11 protein-coding genes are annotated in these 13,819 nt (G+C 72.7%); 7 read left to right on the top strand and 4 right to left on the bottom strand.

Annotation, left to right across the window (positions count from 1 at the left end):
• The first annotated feature begins 177 nt into the window (after window positions 1-177).
• The 3 genes from uvrA to E1284_RS30655 all read left to right on the top strand — a co-directional run bounded on the left by uvrA (window position 178) and on the right by E1284_RS30655 (window position 4,102).
• Window positions 178-3,015: an excinuclease ABC subunit UvrA gene (uvrA, locus tag E1284_RS30665; protein WP_131943649.1), complete on the top strand. Its 2,838-nt coding sequence runs from the start codon at window positions 178-180 to the stop codon at window positions 3,013-3,015.
• A gap of 52 nt (window positions 3,016-3,067) precedes the next feature.
• Window positions 3,068-3,502, top strand: a complete 435-nt coding sequence (locus tag E1284_RS30660) for a Rieske (2Fe-2S) protein (protein WP_341770434.1) — start codon at window positions 3,068-3,070, stop codon at window positions 3,500-3,502.
• Between the two features lie 108 nt (window positions 3,503-3,610).
• Window positions 3,611-4,102, top strand: coding sequence for a Rieske (2Fe-2S) protein (locus tag E1284_RS30655; protein WP_131943647.1), 492 nt, complete (start codon window positions 3,611-3,613; stop codon window positions 4,100-4,102).
• Here E1284_RS30655 and E1284_RS30650 read toward each other — a convergent pair.
• Complete coding sequence (locus tag E1284_RS30650) at window positions 4,089-5,366, bottom strand: mechanosensitive ion channel family protein (protein ID WP_243714844.1); 1,278 nt, start codon at window positions 5,364-5,366, stop codon at window positions 4,089-4,091. The genes E1284_RS30655 and E1284_RS30650 overlap by 14 nt on opposite strands.
• Window positions 5,367-5,540: 174 nt before the next feature.
• On the opposite strand from E1284_RS30650, the gene uvrC reads away from it, so the two are divergent.
• The 4 genes from uvrC to whiA all read left to right on the top strand — a co-directional run bounded on the left by uvrC (window position 5,541) and on the right by whiA (window position 10,506).
• Complete coding sequence (gene uvrC, locus E1284_RS30645) at window positions 5,541-7,577, top strand: excinuclease ABC subunit UvrC (RefSeq protein ID WP_131943645.1); 2,037 nt, start codon at window positions 5,541-5,543, stop codon at window positions 7,575-7,577.
• Window positions 7,574-8,452 (top strand): RNase adapter RapZ, encoded by an 879-nt coding sequence (gene rapZ, locus E1284_RS30640; RefSeq protein WP_131943644.1) that lies wholly within the window; start codon window positions 7,574-7,576, stop codon window positions 8,450-8,452. The genes uvrC and rapZ overlap by 4 nt, the downstream gene beginning before the upstream one ends.
• Before the next feature lie 37 nt (window positions 8,453-8,489).
• On the top strand, window positions 8,490-9,467 hold the full coding sequence (locus tag E1284_RS30635) for a gluconeogenesis factor YvcK family protein (RefSeq protein WP_131943643.1): 978 nt from the start codon (window positions 8,490-8,492) through the stop codon (window positions 9,465-9,467).
• 61 nt (window positions 9,468-9,528) lie between these two features.
• Window positions 9,529-10,506 carry a DNA-binding protein WhiA gene (gene whiA, locus E1284_RS30630; RefSeq protein ID WP_131943642.1) on the top strand — a complete coding sequence of 326 codons (978 nt, stop codon included), beginning with the start codon at window positions 9,529-9,531 and terminating at the stop codon, window positions 10,504-10,506.
• A 38-nt stretch (window positions 10,507-10,544) separates the two neighbouring features.
• Here the strand turns inward: whiA and E1284_RS30625 are convergent, their stop codons facing one another.
• Genes E1284_RS30625 through E1284_RS30615 form a run of 3 tightly spaced genes read right to left on the bottom strand, consistent with a single transcriptional unit; the run spans window position 10,545 to window position 13,757 of the window.
• Complete coding sequence (locus tag E1284_RS30625) at window positions 10,545-11,747, bottom strand: hypothetical protein (RefSeq protein WP_131943641.1); 1,203 nt, start codon at window positions 11,745-11,747, stop codon at window positions 10,545-10,547.
• Window positions 11,737-13,011 carry a hypothetical protein gene (locus E1284_RS30620; RefSeq protein ID WP_131943640.1) on the bottom strand — a complete coding sequence of 425 codons (1,275 nt, stop codon included), beginning with the start codon at window positions 13,009-13,011 and terminating at the stop codon, window positions 11,737-11,739. The genes E1284_RS30625 and E1284_RS30620 overlap by 11 nt, the downstream gene beginning before the upstream one ends.
• Window positions 13,008-13,757, bottom strand: coding sequence for a hypothetical protein (locus E1284_RS30615; protein WP_165965487.1), 750 nt, complete (start codon window positions 13,755-13,757; stop codon window positions 13,008-13,010). Before E1284_RS30615 ends, E1284_RS30620 begins: the two co-directional genes overlap by 4 nt.
• Window positions 13,758-13,819 lie beyond the last annotated feature (62 nt).

The following is a 13,819-nucleotide window of genomic DNA, read 5'->3' as shown; positions in this document are numbered from 1 at the left end:
CGTGTACGGTGCGGGAGGGGCGTCCGAACCTTCCGGGACGGGCGGGTAGCTTCATGAAATGCGGCGGCGGCCGTCGCTGTTACAGGGTCGGGGGATTCTGTCGTACCCCGTGGCTAGCCTGAGACCGACGTGTCTCTCCCCATCGCCGCGCCCCAGAAGAGGAACCGGATCACCACCGTGCATGACCGACTCATCGTGCGTGGAGCACGCGAGCACAACCTGAAGGACGTCTCGCTCGACCTCCCGCGGGACTCCATGATCGTGTTCACCGGTCTGTCGGGGTCCGGCAAGTCCAGCCTGGCGTTCGACACGATCTTCGCGGAGGGCCAGCGCCGGTACGTGGAGTCGCTGTCGGCGTACGCCCGGCAGTTCCTCGGCCAGATGGACAAGCCCGACGTCGACTTCATCGAGGGGCTGTCCCCGGCGGTGTCGATCGACCAGAAGTCGACCAGCAAGAACCCGCGGTCGACGGTCGGGACGATCACCGAGGTGTACGACTACCTGCGGCTGCTGTACGCGCGCATCGGGCACCCGCACTGCCCCGAGTGCGGCCGGCCGATCAGCCGGCAGGCGCCGCAGCAGATCGTCGACCGGGTGCTGGAGCTGGAGCCCGGCACGCGGTTCCAGGTGCTCGCGCCGGTCATCCGCGGCCGTAAGGGCGAGTATCTGGAGCTGTTCCGCGAGCTGCAGTCCAAGGGCTACTCGCGGGCGCTCGTGGACGGCCAGATGATTCGGCTGGACGAGCCGCCCAAGCTGAAGAAGCAGGAGAAGCACGACATCTCCGTCGTGGTCGACCGGCTCTCGGTGAAGGACTCCGCGCGGCAGCGGCTCGCCGACTCGGTGGAGACCGCGCTCGGGCTCGCGGGCGGCACGATCGTCCTCGACTTCGTCGATCTCGACGAGGGTGACGAGAACCGCACCCGGATGTACTCCGAGCATCTGTACTGCCCCTACGACGACCTCTCGTTCGAGGAGCTGGAGCCGCGGTCGTTCTCGTTCAACTCGCCTTACGGCGCCTGCCCTGACTGCACCGGGCTGGGGACGCGTATGGAGGTCGACCCCGAGCTCGTCGTTCCCGACGAGGAACTCACACTCGGGGAAGGCGCGATCCAGCCCTGGTCCAACGGGCATGTGAGCGACTACTTCCTGCGGTTGCTGTCCGCGCTGGGCGACGCCATGGGGTTCGATCTCAACACCCCCTGGCACAAGCTGCCCGCCAAGGCGCGCAAGGCCGTGCTCAACGGGCACGAGACCCAGGTCCACGTGCGGTACAAGAACCGCTACGGCCGGACGAGGTCGTACTACACCGCCTACGAGGGCGTGATCCCCTACATCCAGCGGCGGCACGCCGAGTCCGAGAGCGACTCCAGCCGGGAGCGGTTCGAGGGCTACATGCGGGAGATCCCGTGCCCGACGTGCGAGGGCGCCCGGCTCAAGCCGGTCGTGCTGGCCGTCACCATGGGCGGCATGTCGATCGCCGAGGTCGCCGCCATGCCGATCGGCGAGGCCGCCAAGTTCCTCCTCGCCATGGAGCTGAACGAGCGCGAGACCCACATCGCCGAGCGGGTGCTCAAGGAGATCAACGCCCGGCTCGGATTCCTGCTGGACGTCGGCCTCGACTACCTCACGCTCGACCGGGCGTCCGCGACGCTCGCGGGCGGGGAGGCGCAGCGCATCCGGCTCGCGACGCAGATCGGCTCCGGTCTGGTCGGCGTGCTGTACGTCCTGGACGAGCCGTCCATCGGCCTGCACCAGCGCGACAACCACCGGCTGCTGGAGACGCTGATCCGGCTCCGCGACATGGGCAACACGCTGATCGTCGTCGAGCACGACGAGGACACCATCGCCGCCGCCGACTGGATCGTCGACATCGGCCCCCGCGCGGGCGAGCACGGCGGCGAGATCGTCGTGTCCGGCACCGTCGAGGACCTGAAGAAGTCCGAGCGGTCGCTCACCGGGGCCTACCTGGACGGGCGGCGGGAGATCGCCGTCCCGCAGATCCGCCGGCCGCGCACGAAGGGCCGCGAGATCACCGTCAAGGGCGCACAGCAGAACAACCTGCGGAACGTCGACGTGGCGTTCCCGCTCGGCGTCCTGACCGCCGTGACCGGTGTGTCCGGATCGGGCAAGTCGACGCTGGTCAACGACATCCTCTACAACTCGCTGGCCAAGAAGCTGAACGGGGCGAAGACCGTCCCCGGCAAGCACAAGCGGGTCAACGGCGTCGACCAGCTCGACAAGGTCGTCCACGTCGACCAGTCGCCGATCGGGCGCACGCCGCGCTCCAACCCGGCGACCTACACCGGCGTGTTCGACCACATCCGCAAGCTGTTCGCGCAGACCACCGAGGCGAAGGTGCGCGGCTACCAGCCGGGCCGGTTCTCCTTCAACGTCAAGGGCGGCCGCTGCGAGAACTGCTCCGGCGACGGCACCATCAAGATCGAGATGAACTTCCTGCCGGACGTCTACGTCCCGTGCGAGGTCTGCCACGGCGCCCGCTACAACCGGGAGACCCTGGAGGTCCACTACAAGGGCAAGACGATCTCCGAGGTGCTCGACATGCCGATCGAGCAGGCCACCGAGTTCTTCGAGCCGATCAAGGCGATCCACCGGCACCTGAAGACGCTGAACGACGTCGGCCTCGGCTACGTCCGGCTGGGGCAGCCCGCCCCGACGCTGTCCGGCGGCGAGGCGCAGCGCGTCAAGCTGGCCTCGGAGCTGCAGAAGCGCTCCACCGGCCGCACCATCTACGTGCTGGACGAGCCGACCACCGGCCTGCACTTCGAGGACATCCGCAAGCTCCTCGGCGTCCTGAACGGCCTGGTCGACAAGGGCAACACGGTTTTGATCATCGAGCACAACCTCGACGTCATCAAGACCGCCGACTGGATCATCGACATGGGCCCCGAGGGCGGCTCGCGCGGCGGCACGGTCGTCGCGACCGGCACGCCCGAGGACGTCGCCGGGGTCGAGGCCAGCCACACCGGCCAGTTCCTCAAGAAGATCCTCGGCTAGACGCCGAGGGGCCGGTGCGCGGCGCCCCGGGCCGTCCACCAAGATGGAGCCCATGGGAGAGAACGTGATGCCCCGGGCGGCCGGGGACGGGGGGATCGGGCGGCGGGCCGTGCTGTGCGGCGGCGCCGGGGCCGTCGGCGCCACCGTGATCGCCGGATGCGGCGGGAGCGGCGGGGCGAAGTCCGCCCAGGACCTCAAGGGCAAGCAGATCGCCGAGGCCGCGGACGTGCCCGTCGGCGGCGGCAAGATCTACGGGGACGAGAAGGTCGTGGTGACCCAGCCCGCCCAGGGCGAGTTCAAGGCGTTCACCGCGGTGTGCACCCACCAGGGCTGCACGGTCGGCAGCGTCCGGAACGGGATCATCCACTGCCCGTGCCACGGCAGCGAGTTCAAGATCACGGACGGGTCGGTGGCGAAGGGCCCGGCCGGCACGCCGCTGCAGGAGTACCCGATCCAGGTGAAGGACGGCGGCATCGTCGTCACCTGAGGTGGCATCCGGCCGATCTTGAAACTGGTTCGGCTTTGAACCATCCCGCCCGCTCGTTCGTGTTCCCGGGTGACGGAACGACCGAGACATGTCACCGGAGGGGCGAGCATGCCACAGGGGTCCGAGACGGCACAGGGGTCCGACGCGCAGGCGGACGGGACGGAGCGGGAGCCGGGGAACGCGAGGAGCCGCCGGGGCCTGCTCATCGGCGCGGGTCTCGCGGGCGTGGCCGGGCTGGCGGCCGCATGCGGGGGGTCCGGCGACGATGCGGGGTCCGGCGGGTCCAGCGGCTCCGGCGGGGACGCCGGGTCCGGCGGCGCCCTGGCGTCGGCCGACGAGATCCCGGTCGGCGGCGGCAAGGTGTTCGAGGACGCCGAGGTCGTCGTCTGCCAGCCGCAGCAGGGTCAGTTCACGGCGTTCTCCGCGTCCTGCACCCATCGCGGCTGCAGCGTCGGGTCGGTGTCGGGCGGCACGATCAACTGCCCCTGCCACGGCAGCAAGTTCAAGATCAGCGACGGGTCGGTGGTGCACCCGCCGGCGGACAAGCCGCTGGAGAAGAGGGACGTCACCGTCCAGGGCGGGAAGATCATGCTCGCCTGAGCGGCGTGCGCGGCGCCGGGCCGTCCCCGCGCGGGTCGGTCCGGCCGCCGGAGTCGTCCGGCGCGCCGTCGGGGTCCTCCGGCGCGTTCACCCCGGACGAGGCGCCGCCCTCCGTCCGCGGGGCCGGCGCCGCGGCCGCGCCGTCCGCCGACGGGCCCGCGCCGTCCGCGGCGGCGGCCGAGCCGTCCGGAGACGGGCCCGCGCCGCCGGCGGGGGAGAGGCCCGTGCCGTCCGCGACGGGCTCGGCGCCCACGCGGAACCGGGGGAGGGCCTCCGGGTAGTTCTCGCGGATGAAGACGACGAGGTGCTCGCGCACGTCGCAGCGCAGGTCCCAGGTGCTCGCCGAGTCGGCGGCGCTCATCAGCGCGCGCAGCTTGAGCAGGCCGTTCGGCAGGGTCTCGACGACCTGCAGCACCCATTCGCGGCGGTCCCACAGCGGGTTGTCCCGGAGCGCCGAGTACAGTTCGGTGCGCAGCTCCTCGACCGGCACCGTCCAGTCCACGTGCAGCTCCACCGAGCCGAGCAGCCGGCTGGAGTGCCGGGTCCAGTTCTCGAACGGCTGCTCGGTGAAGTGCGACACCGGGAAGATCATCCGGCGGTCGTCCCAGAGCCGCAGCACCACGTAGGACAGCGTCAGCTCCTCGACCCGCCCCCAGGTGCCCTGGGTGACGACGATGTCGTCCAGGCGCAGCGCGTCGCTGAACGCCAGCTGCAGCCCGGCGAGCAGGTTGCCGAGCGTGGGCCGGGCCGCGATGCCGACGACCAGCCCGGCGACGCCCGCCGAGGCGAGCACCCCGGCGCCGATCGCCCGCACGCTCGGGAAGGTGAACAGCGCGGCGCCGACCGCGACGATCGTGATCACCACGGCCGCGATCCGGCGCAGCAGCAGCATCTGGGTGCGGGCGCGGCGGGCCCGCCGGTTGCGCTCGCCCTCGATGTGCATCAGCCGCTCCAGCGGCGGGTCGCTGAGCGCGTAGGCGATCCGCAGCACCAGCCAGGTCGTGGCGCCGATGGCGGCGATCCGCAGCGTGTGCCGGACGGCGCCGTCGGGCGAGCCGTGCAGCAGGTGGTAGGGCATCGCCGCGTTGGCGCTGACCACCGTGGCGAACGCGAAGGCGGGCGCGGCGACGCGGCGGGCGACCCGGCCGGCGCCCGGCCAGCGGTGCGACAGCCGCCCGGCGAGCAGCCGGCGGACCGCCTCCACGACGATCACGGACGTGGCGACGACGCCGGCCAGGAAGACCCAGGCCCAGAGCGCGGACACGTGCGCACCGACCTCCTCGGCTGATCGGAAACCTCGGCCCGACCATCCCTTTCCCATCGCTTTGCCGTCATCCGACATGAAAAGGGAGATCTATATCACCTTGCACCGATCGTCGCACCGGGACGGGCTGCGCGGAAGCCCGGCGTGTCGGTGCCGCCCACTAGGCTTCTGAGCGTGGCAGATCCGGCGACCTACCGACCCGCACCGGGCTCGATCCCCGAATCCCCCGGGGTGTACCGCTTCCGCGACGAGCACGGCCGGGTCATCTACGTGGGCAAGGCCAAGAGCCTGCGCTCGCGCCTCAACTCCTACTTCGCCGACTACTCCTCGCTGCACCCCCGCACGCAGACGATGGTGCAGACCGCCGCCCGGGTCGACTGGACGGTCGTCGGCACCGAGGTCGAGGCCCTCCAGCTCGAGTACTCCTGGATCAAGGAGTTCGACCCCCGGTTCAACGTCCGCTACCGCGACGACAAGTCGTATCCGTACCTCGCCGTCACCCTGAACGAGGATTTCCCGAGGGTGATGGTGATGCGGGGCGCGAAGCGCCGGGGCGTGCGCTACTTCGGGCCGTACTCGCACGCGTGGGCGATCCGCGAGACGGTCGACCAGCTGCTGCGCGTGTTCCCCGTCCGGACGTGCAGCGCCGGCGTGTTCAAGCGGCAGCACCAGCTCGACCGCCCCTGCCTGCTCGGCTACATCGGCAAGTGCTCGGCGCCGTGCGTCGGCCGCGTCTCGCCGGAGGAGCACCGCCTCCTCGCCGAGGACTTCTGCGACTTCATGGCGGGCAACACGACCCGGTTCATCAAGCGCCTCGAACGCGACATGCGCGAGGCCGCCGCGTCCCAGGAGTACGAGCGCGCGGCCCGGCTCCGCGACGACATCCGCGCCCTGGAGCGCGCCCTGGAGAAGCAGGCCGTCGTCCTGCCCGACAGCACCGACTGCGACATGATCGCCTTCGCCGAGGACGAGCTGGAGGCGGCCGTCCAGGTGTTCTACGTGCGCGGCGGCCGCATCCGCGGCCAGCGCGGCTGGGTCGTCGACAAGGTCGAGGAGGTCACCACCGCCGACCTCGTCGAGAACTTCCTCATCCAGATCTACAGCGAGAGCGAGTCGGTGCCGCGGGAGGTGCTGGTCCCGGCGCTGCCGCCCGAGCAGGACGCGATGACCGAGCTGCTGTCGGAGCAGCGCGACGGGCCGGTCCGGCTGCGCGTCCCGCAGCGCGGCGACAAGAAGGCCCTGCTGGAGACGGTCGCGCGCAACGCCCACGAGGCGCTCAAGCAGCACAAGACGCGCCGCGCGTCCGACCTCACCACCCGCAGCCGCGCCCTCCAGGAGATCCAGGACGCCCTGGAGCTGGACGAGGCGCCGCTGCGCATCGAGTGCTACGACGTGTCCAACCTGCAGGGCACGAACGTGGTCGCGTCCATGGTCGTGTTCGAGGACGGCCTGGCCCGCAAGAGCGAGTACCGCCGGTTCACGATCAAGGCCGTCGAGGGGCAGGACGACGTCCGCTCCATCCACGAGGTGATCACCCGCCGCTTCCGCCGCTACCTCGCCGAGAGCGAGAAGATGGGCGAGCTCGACCACCTCGGGGATCCCCATGAGGCGGTGGCCGGGGGGTCTGGGGGGTCGTCCCCCCGGAGCGAGACGGAGGAGGGCGCGCACCAGCCGATCGACCCGGAGACCGGCCGGCCGCGCAAGTTCGCCTACCCGCCCAACCTGGTGATCGTCGACGGCGGCCCGCCGCAGGTCGCCGCCGCGCAGCGCGCCCTCGACGAGCTCGGCGTCGACGACATCGCGGTCTGCGGCATCGCCAAGCGGCTGGAGGAGCTCTGGCTCCCCGGCGAGGGCGATCCGGTCATCCTGCCGCGCAACAGCGAGGGCATGTTCCTCGTCCAGCGGGTACGCGACGAAGCGCATCGTTTCGCCATCACCTTCCACCGGCAGCGGCGGTCCAAGTCCATGACGGCCAGCGAACTCGATAACGTTCCGGGTCTGGGCCCGGCGCGGCGGGCGGCGCTGCTGAAGCACTTCGGCTCGCTGAAGCGGCTGCGGGACGCGACGCCCGAGCAGGTCGCCGAGGTCCCGGGGATCGGCACGCGCAGCGCCGAGGGGATCGTCGCGGCGCTGCACGGCGGTACCGTTCCGGCGCGCGAGGGCGCGGCCGGGGGCACGGGCGACGGGGAGCACAGGGGGAGACGGGCATGACCAGCGAGACCAAGATACCGGACATCGTGATCGTCACCGGCATGTCCGGGGCGGGCCGCAGCACCGCGGCCAAGTCCCTGGAGGACCTCGACTGGTTCGTGGTCGACAACCTGCCGCCGGGGCTGCTCGCCACGATGGCCGACCTCGGCGGCCGGGTGAAGGACGCGGTGCCGCGCATCGCCGTCGTCGTGGACGTCCGCAGCCGCGCCTTCACCGAGGACCTGCACTCCTCGATCGCCGAGCTGGAGGCGCGCGGCGTCCACCCGCGGGTGGTGTTCCTGGAGGCGAACGACGCCGACCTGGTGCGCCGCTTCGAGAGCGTCCGCCGGCCCCACCCGCTGCAGGGCGACGGCCGCCTGGTGGACGGCATCGCCCGCGAGCGCGAGCTCGTCCGCGAGGTCCGCGCGGAGGCCGACCTGGTGATCGACACCAGCGGCCTCAACGTGCACGAGCTGCGCAACAAGATCATCGGGTTCTTCGGCAACGACACCGGCGAGTCCAGCCTGCGCGCGACCGTCGTGTCGTTCGGCTACAAGTACGGCCTGCCGGTCGACGCCGACCTCGTCGTCGACTGCCGGTTCCTGCCGAACCCGCACTGGGTGCCGGAGCTGCGGCCGAAGACCGGGCGCGACACCGCCGTCCGCGACTACGTCCTCGGCCAGCGCGGCGCCAAGGAGTTCCTGGACGCCTATTCGGAGGTCCTGCGGCTGCTCGCCGGCGGCTACGAGCGGGAGGGCAAGCACTACGTGACGCTCGCCGTGGGATGTACCGGCGGAAAACACCGTAGTGTGGCCATGGCGGAACAGATCGCCGCCCGGCTGCGGGACGAGGGCATCGAGGTGCAGGTCGCCCACCGTGACCTCGGCCGCGAATGACCGCCCGCGGTCCCCGGACGAGGAGAGTAACGGCACGGTGAAGCACCCTGGCCCAACGGCGGGCCCGAAGGTCGTCGCGCTCGGCGGAGGCCACGGCCTCTACGCCTCGCTGTCGGCGCTGCGCCGCGTCACCGACCGGCTGACCGCGATCGTCACCGTCGCCGACGACGGCGGCTCCAGCGGCCGGCTCCGCCGCGAACTCGGCGTGCTGCCGCCCGGCGACCTGCGGATGGCGCTCGCCGCCCTCTGCGGCGACGACGAATGGGGGCAGACCTGGCGGGACGTCGTCCAGCACCGCTTCCGCAGCGAGGGCGACCTGAAGGACCACGCCGTCGGCAACCTCCTCATCGTCGCGCTGTGGGAGCTGCTCGGCGGCGCCGACGCCGCAGGATCCACCGTCGCCGGGCTCGACTGGGTCGGGCGGCTCCTCGGCGCGCACGGCCGCGTCCTGCCGATGGCGGCCGTCCCGATGGACATCGTCGCCGAGGTGCGCGGCGCCGACCCGTCCCGCCCCGACGAGATCACCCAGGTCAAGGGGCAGGCGGCGTGCGCGAAGACGCCCGGCAGCGTGCTCGGCGTGTCGCTCGTCCCCGCCGACCCGCCCGCCTGCCAGGAGGCCCTCGCCGCCGTCGAGGACGCCGACTGGATCCTGTTCGGCCCCGGCTCCTGGTTCACCAGCGTCCTGCCGCACCTCAAAGTGCCCGCGCTGGCCCGCGCCCTCACCACGGCGCGCGCCCGCCGCGCCGTCGCGCTCAACCTCGCGCCGCAGCCCGGCGAGACCGACGACTTCTCGCCGCAGACCCACCTGGAGGTCCTGCAGGCGCACGCCCCGGACCTGCGCGTGGACGTCGTCATCGCCGACCGCGCGGTGGTGGACGACCCGGCCGCGCTCGAGAAGGCCGCGCGGGCCCTCGGCGGGCGGCTCGTCCTCGCCGACGTCGCCGCCGACGACGGCTCGCCGCGTCATGAACCCGCCCGGCTGGCCCAAGCCTTGGTACAGATTTTCAGCGAGTGACATCCCGCGTGGTCGGCATCGGCCACACTGCTGGGAGTCCGATAGGGGGAGGGTTCATCAGATGGCGATGACCGGTGTGGTCAAGGACGAGCTGAGCAGGCTCACGGTCATGAAGCCGTGCTGCCGCAAGGCCGAGGTCTCGACGCTGCTGCGGTTCGCGGGCGGCCTGCACCTGGTCAGCGGGCGGATCGTGATCGAGGCCGAGATCGACACCGGCGTGGCGGCGCGGCGCCTCATCAAGGACATCGCGGAGGTGTTCGGGCACACCTCCGAGGTGGTCGTGCTCGCGCCGAGCGGCCTGCGCAAGGGCAACCGGTACGTCGTCCGCGTCTTCCGGGACGGCGAGTCGCTCGCCCGCCAGACCGGGCTCATCGACAACAACGGCCGGCCCGTCCGCGGCCTGCCCCGGCACGTGGTCGCGGGGGCGGCCTGCGACGCCGAGTCCGCCTGGCGCGGCGCGTTCCTCGCCCACGGCTCGCTCACCGAACCCGGCCGGTCCATGTCGCTGGAGGTGACCTGCCCCGGCCCCGAGGCCGCGCTCGCCCTCGTCGGCGCCGCCCGCCGCCTGAAGATCCACGCCAAGGCCCGCGAGGTCCGCGGCGTCGACCGCGTCGTCGTCCGCGACGGCGACGCCATCAGCGCCCTCCTCACCCGGCTCGGCGCCCACGACAGCGTCCTCGCCTGGGAGGAGCGCCGGATGCGCCGCGAGGTCCGCGCCACCGCCAACCGGCTCGCCAACTTCGACGACGCCAACCTGCGCCGCTCCGCCCGCGCCGCCGTCGCCGCCGGCGCCCGCGTCGCCCGCGCGCTGGAGATCCTCGGCGACGACGCCCCCGAGCACCTCGTCAACGCCGGCCGCCTCCGCCTGGAGCACAAGCAGGCGTCCCTGGAGGAACTCGGCCAGCTCGCCGACCCGCCCCTCACCAAGGACGCCATCGCCGGCCGCATCCGCCGCCTCCTCGCCATGGCCGACAAGCGCGCCACCGACCAGGGCATCCCCGGAACCGAGGCCAACCTGACAGCCGACATGCTTCAGTGACTCCCCAGTCGTCCAGAAGGGGGGGATCGTAGGGGGCGTTACTTGGGGTTCAGGTCGCCTCTGAGGATTCTGTGGACCAGGTCGTCGCGTAGTTGGCCGTAGCCGGTTTCGGCCCAGACGCTTTGGGACGGGTCCACCTCGAAGTAGGGGACGTCGCGGCCGTCTTGGCGGTCCATGAGGATGTCGGGGGTCTCCTTCGCGCGGGCGGAGCGGGCGCAGTCGCGGCAGGCGTGGACGCGCAGGCGCCGGCGGGAGCCGATGGGGCGCCAGTCGATCTCGGTGGCCGCGTCCCCGTGCAGCGGGTTGAAGAAGCAGAGCGGGCTCGGCGGGATCTCCGGGGCGCCGGAGGCGAGGGCGCGGGCCGAGGCGAGCGCGTCGCGGCCCTGGTCGAGCAGGACCAGGACGCCCGCCAGGTCGGGGATGCCGCGCGCCCGGTCGAGGGCCTTGCCGGCCGCCTGGTAGGCGTCCAGCGCCCTGGTCATCAGCTCGCCGGCGCGTTCGCCGGAGGCGGGGACGTCCGTGCCGTCCAGGAGCTCGCCGAACACGATGACCTCGTGGGACGCCTGCTCGCGGAGCTGGTCCTCGCTGGCGCGCTTGGCCGTGGAGAAGACCGTGCGGGGCAGCAGCAGCGCGCTGCCCTCGCGGCGGACGGACGCCATGCGGCGCCGCCGCCACAGGAGGAGGCCGCCGATCCCGGCCGCCGCGATGCCCGCGGCGCCCAGCGCGATCGGCAGGACGGGGGAGCCGTCCTCCGGGGTGCCCGGCCTTTCGATGCCGCGCTCTTCGGCGCGCTCGTCGATCGCCGCCCTCTGGCGGTCGTACTCCTTCTTGGCGTCGCCGGACAGCATCAGGTCGGCGATGCGGTCCAGGCGGCTCGTGACCGACGCGTCCCGGTAGGCGCGGTCGAAGGACACGGCCCAGGCGGCCTCGCGGGCGTCGTGGTCGCCGCCGAACTCCTTCGCCCGCAGGTCGTCGCCGATGCTGCCGAACGTGATGTAGACGCCGTCCCGGCCGAGGTTCGCGCGCACGACCGTCACGAGCTGGTCGTCGTCGCTCCACGTCCCGCCTTTGACCAGCGGGACGAGGACGACGAACACGGGCACGGGGAGCTTGGCGAACTTGGCGGTCAGGCGCTTGCGCTCGGCGTCCGGCAGCGCGGAGGCCAGCGACGGGTCGACGTAGATGGGGGAACGCCGCAGCTCCGCGGCCAGCCGCGCGCCGGGCGACGGTTCACTCCACACCGAGATACTCCTGGATGCGTGGGATCGGGTCGCCGTCGGCCCCGAAGCCGGTGTCCCGCCAGACCCCGGGGACGGCGTAGTGCGGGAGCGGACCGTCCGGGCCCGGACCCTTCAGCGTCCGCTCGTCCAGCGCCCTCAGGGGGCGGCCGGCGCACGCGGAGCAGACCGGGCGGCGCCTGGAGCGGGTGCCGCCCGGCTGCATCTTCCGGCGCTGCGCGGAGGGGCCGTGCAGCGGGTTGACGAAGCACGGCGGAGCCGGGTGCGCGGTCTTCCCGGCGAGCGCCGCCCGCCCCAGCCGGGCCAGGACGATCGCCCCGGCGAGGTCGAGGGCCCGGTCGGGGTCCTCGCCCGCCTCGTCGTAGAGGATCTGGGCGACGTCGTAGGCGGACACCGCGTAGGTGCGGCCGGGATTGCCCGCGGCCTCGGGCAGCAGGTCGCGCAGCCGGTCCAGTTCCTTGCGGCCCGTGCGGCGCAGCCAGGTGACCGAGGGTTCGGCGGGGGCGCCGGAATGCGTCTCGGCGGCCCGGGCCGGGGCGGCGGGGCGGGGCGTGCGGCGGCGGCGCCGGTACGCGGCGGCGCCCAGGCCGAGCCCGTACAGCGTCGCGCCGGCGAACGGGCCGGCGAGCAGCAGGCCGGTGAGGAAGGGCGCCCTGGTCTCCGGCTCGACGAGCCGCAGTTCGTGCTCGGCCCCCCACGGGTCGGGCGAGCTGTACAGCTCGGGGCTGCGCGGCGAGGCCGGCGGCGCGTTCCGGACGAGCCCCAGCCAGGCGACCAGCCGGTCGGCGAGGTCCGCGAACCGGCGCTCGGAATCGGCGGGCCGGTCGGTGCTCTCGTCGTCGAGGCCCCACAGCCGGCGCGGCACGTTGAACGCCTCGTCCTCGAACCAGGCCGAGGAGTTGACCATCAGGTAGAGCCCGTCGCGGCCGAGCTTGCCGTGGAGCCAGTGCAGGAACACGTTGTCCATGCCGTCGCTCTCCGAACCGGACTTGTTCGGAATGACCACCACGTACACCGGCGTGCCGGTCGCGCGCGCCGTCGCGTCCATCGCCGCCCGGACGCGGGCGCGGCCGGGCTCGTCCAGCGCGGCGGACATGTCGGGGTCGACGAACAGGGGGTCCTCGGCGAGCGCCGCCGCGACCCGGTCCAGCCGGTGCTGCGCGTAGGACGGGACGGGGATCGGCTCGCCCGCCGCCGGGACCGCCGCGAGCAGCGGCGCGGCGACCGCGAGGGCCGTGACGATCAAGACCCGGGTGATGGCGTTCACCGGCGTTTCCCCCGCTTCCCGGCCCGCGCCTTCTCCAGCCGTGCGGCCCGGGTGCGCTCGGCGCGGGTCGCCGATCTCCGCCGCAGCGCCACCAGCAGGAGCAGGAGCGGGACCCCGCTCAGCGCGGTGCCCGCGGCGAACATCGTCCACTCCGCGCGGCTCGCCTCGCGCTCGGACCGGTCGCGGGCGTCCAGGGCGATGCGGACCTTCGACTTCGGCCGCGGGCCCGCGTTCTCCCGCCGCTCCGCGGCGTGCCCGGACAGGGCGATCTCGACGAACCGCTCGATCGCGGCGACCGCGCCGGCGTCGGTGGGCAGCTCCGAGCTCGCGGCGTACATCGCGTCCTTCACCGGGAGTGTCGTGGCGCCGTACTGGACGGCGAAGAACCGCGTGCTCGCCGGGTCGGCGACGATGTAGAGGCCGGGGCGGTTCAGGCGGTCGTGGAGCAGGGGCACCAGGTCCTCGGCGTAGTAGCGCTCCACGAGCGCGGTCGGGGTCACCGCGACGTAGACGGGCACGCGGAGCCGGGCGACCGCCTTGCGGATCCGGTCGGCCGCGTCCGCCGGCAGCGCCCGCGGCGCGTGGTCGGTGACGTAGACGGGGTCGCGGCGGAGCTCGGCGGCGAGGTGGTCCAGGCGGCCCACCGGTTTGGCACGCTCCAGTGCCGCCGTCCCGGCGGCCGCGGCGGGCGGTGGCAGGCAGGCGAGCAGTGCGCCGACCATCAGGACAAACCACCCGCGCCACATGGTGGGGGAGTGTAGTGATGATCGGCGGGCGCCGTGACCGGGGGCGGAGCGCGGGGAAATCC

This window comes from Actinomadura bangladeshensis (assembly GCF_004348335.1).
In the GTDB taxonomy this organism is placed as follows: domain Bacteria; phylum Actinomycetota; class Actinomycetes; order Streptosporangiales; family Streptosporangiaceae; genus Spirillospora; species Spirillospora bangladeshensis.
Note: the sequence above shows the minus strand (reverse complement) of the source record. Positions and strands in the feature narration are given on the sequence as shown.

Bases quoted from the DNA above. Each gene is read 5' to 3' on its own strand.
- E1284_RS30660 (WP_341770434.1), top strand. From the start codon at position 3,068: ATGGGAGAGAACGTGATGCCCCGGGCGGCCGGGGACGGGGGGATCGGG.
- E1284_RS30655 (WP_131943647.1), top strand. From the start codon at position 3,611: ATGCCACAGGGGTCCGAGACGGCACAGGGGTCCGACGCGCAGGCGGAC.
- rapZ (WP_131943644.1), top strand. From the start codon at position 7,574: ATGACCAGCGAGACCAAGATACCGGACATCGTGATCGTCACCGGCATG.
- whiA (WP_131943642.1), top strand. From the start codon at position 9,529: ATGGCGATGACCGGTGTGGTCAAGGACGAGCTGAGCAGGCTCACGGTC.
- E1284_RS30615 (WP_165965487.1), bottom strand. From the start codon at position 13,757: ATGTGGCGCGGGTGGTTTGTCCTGATGGTCGGCGCACTGCTCGCCTGC.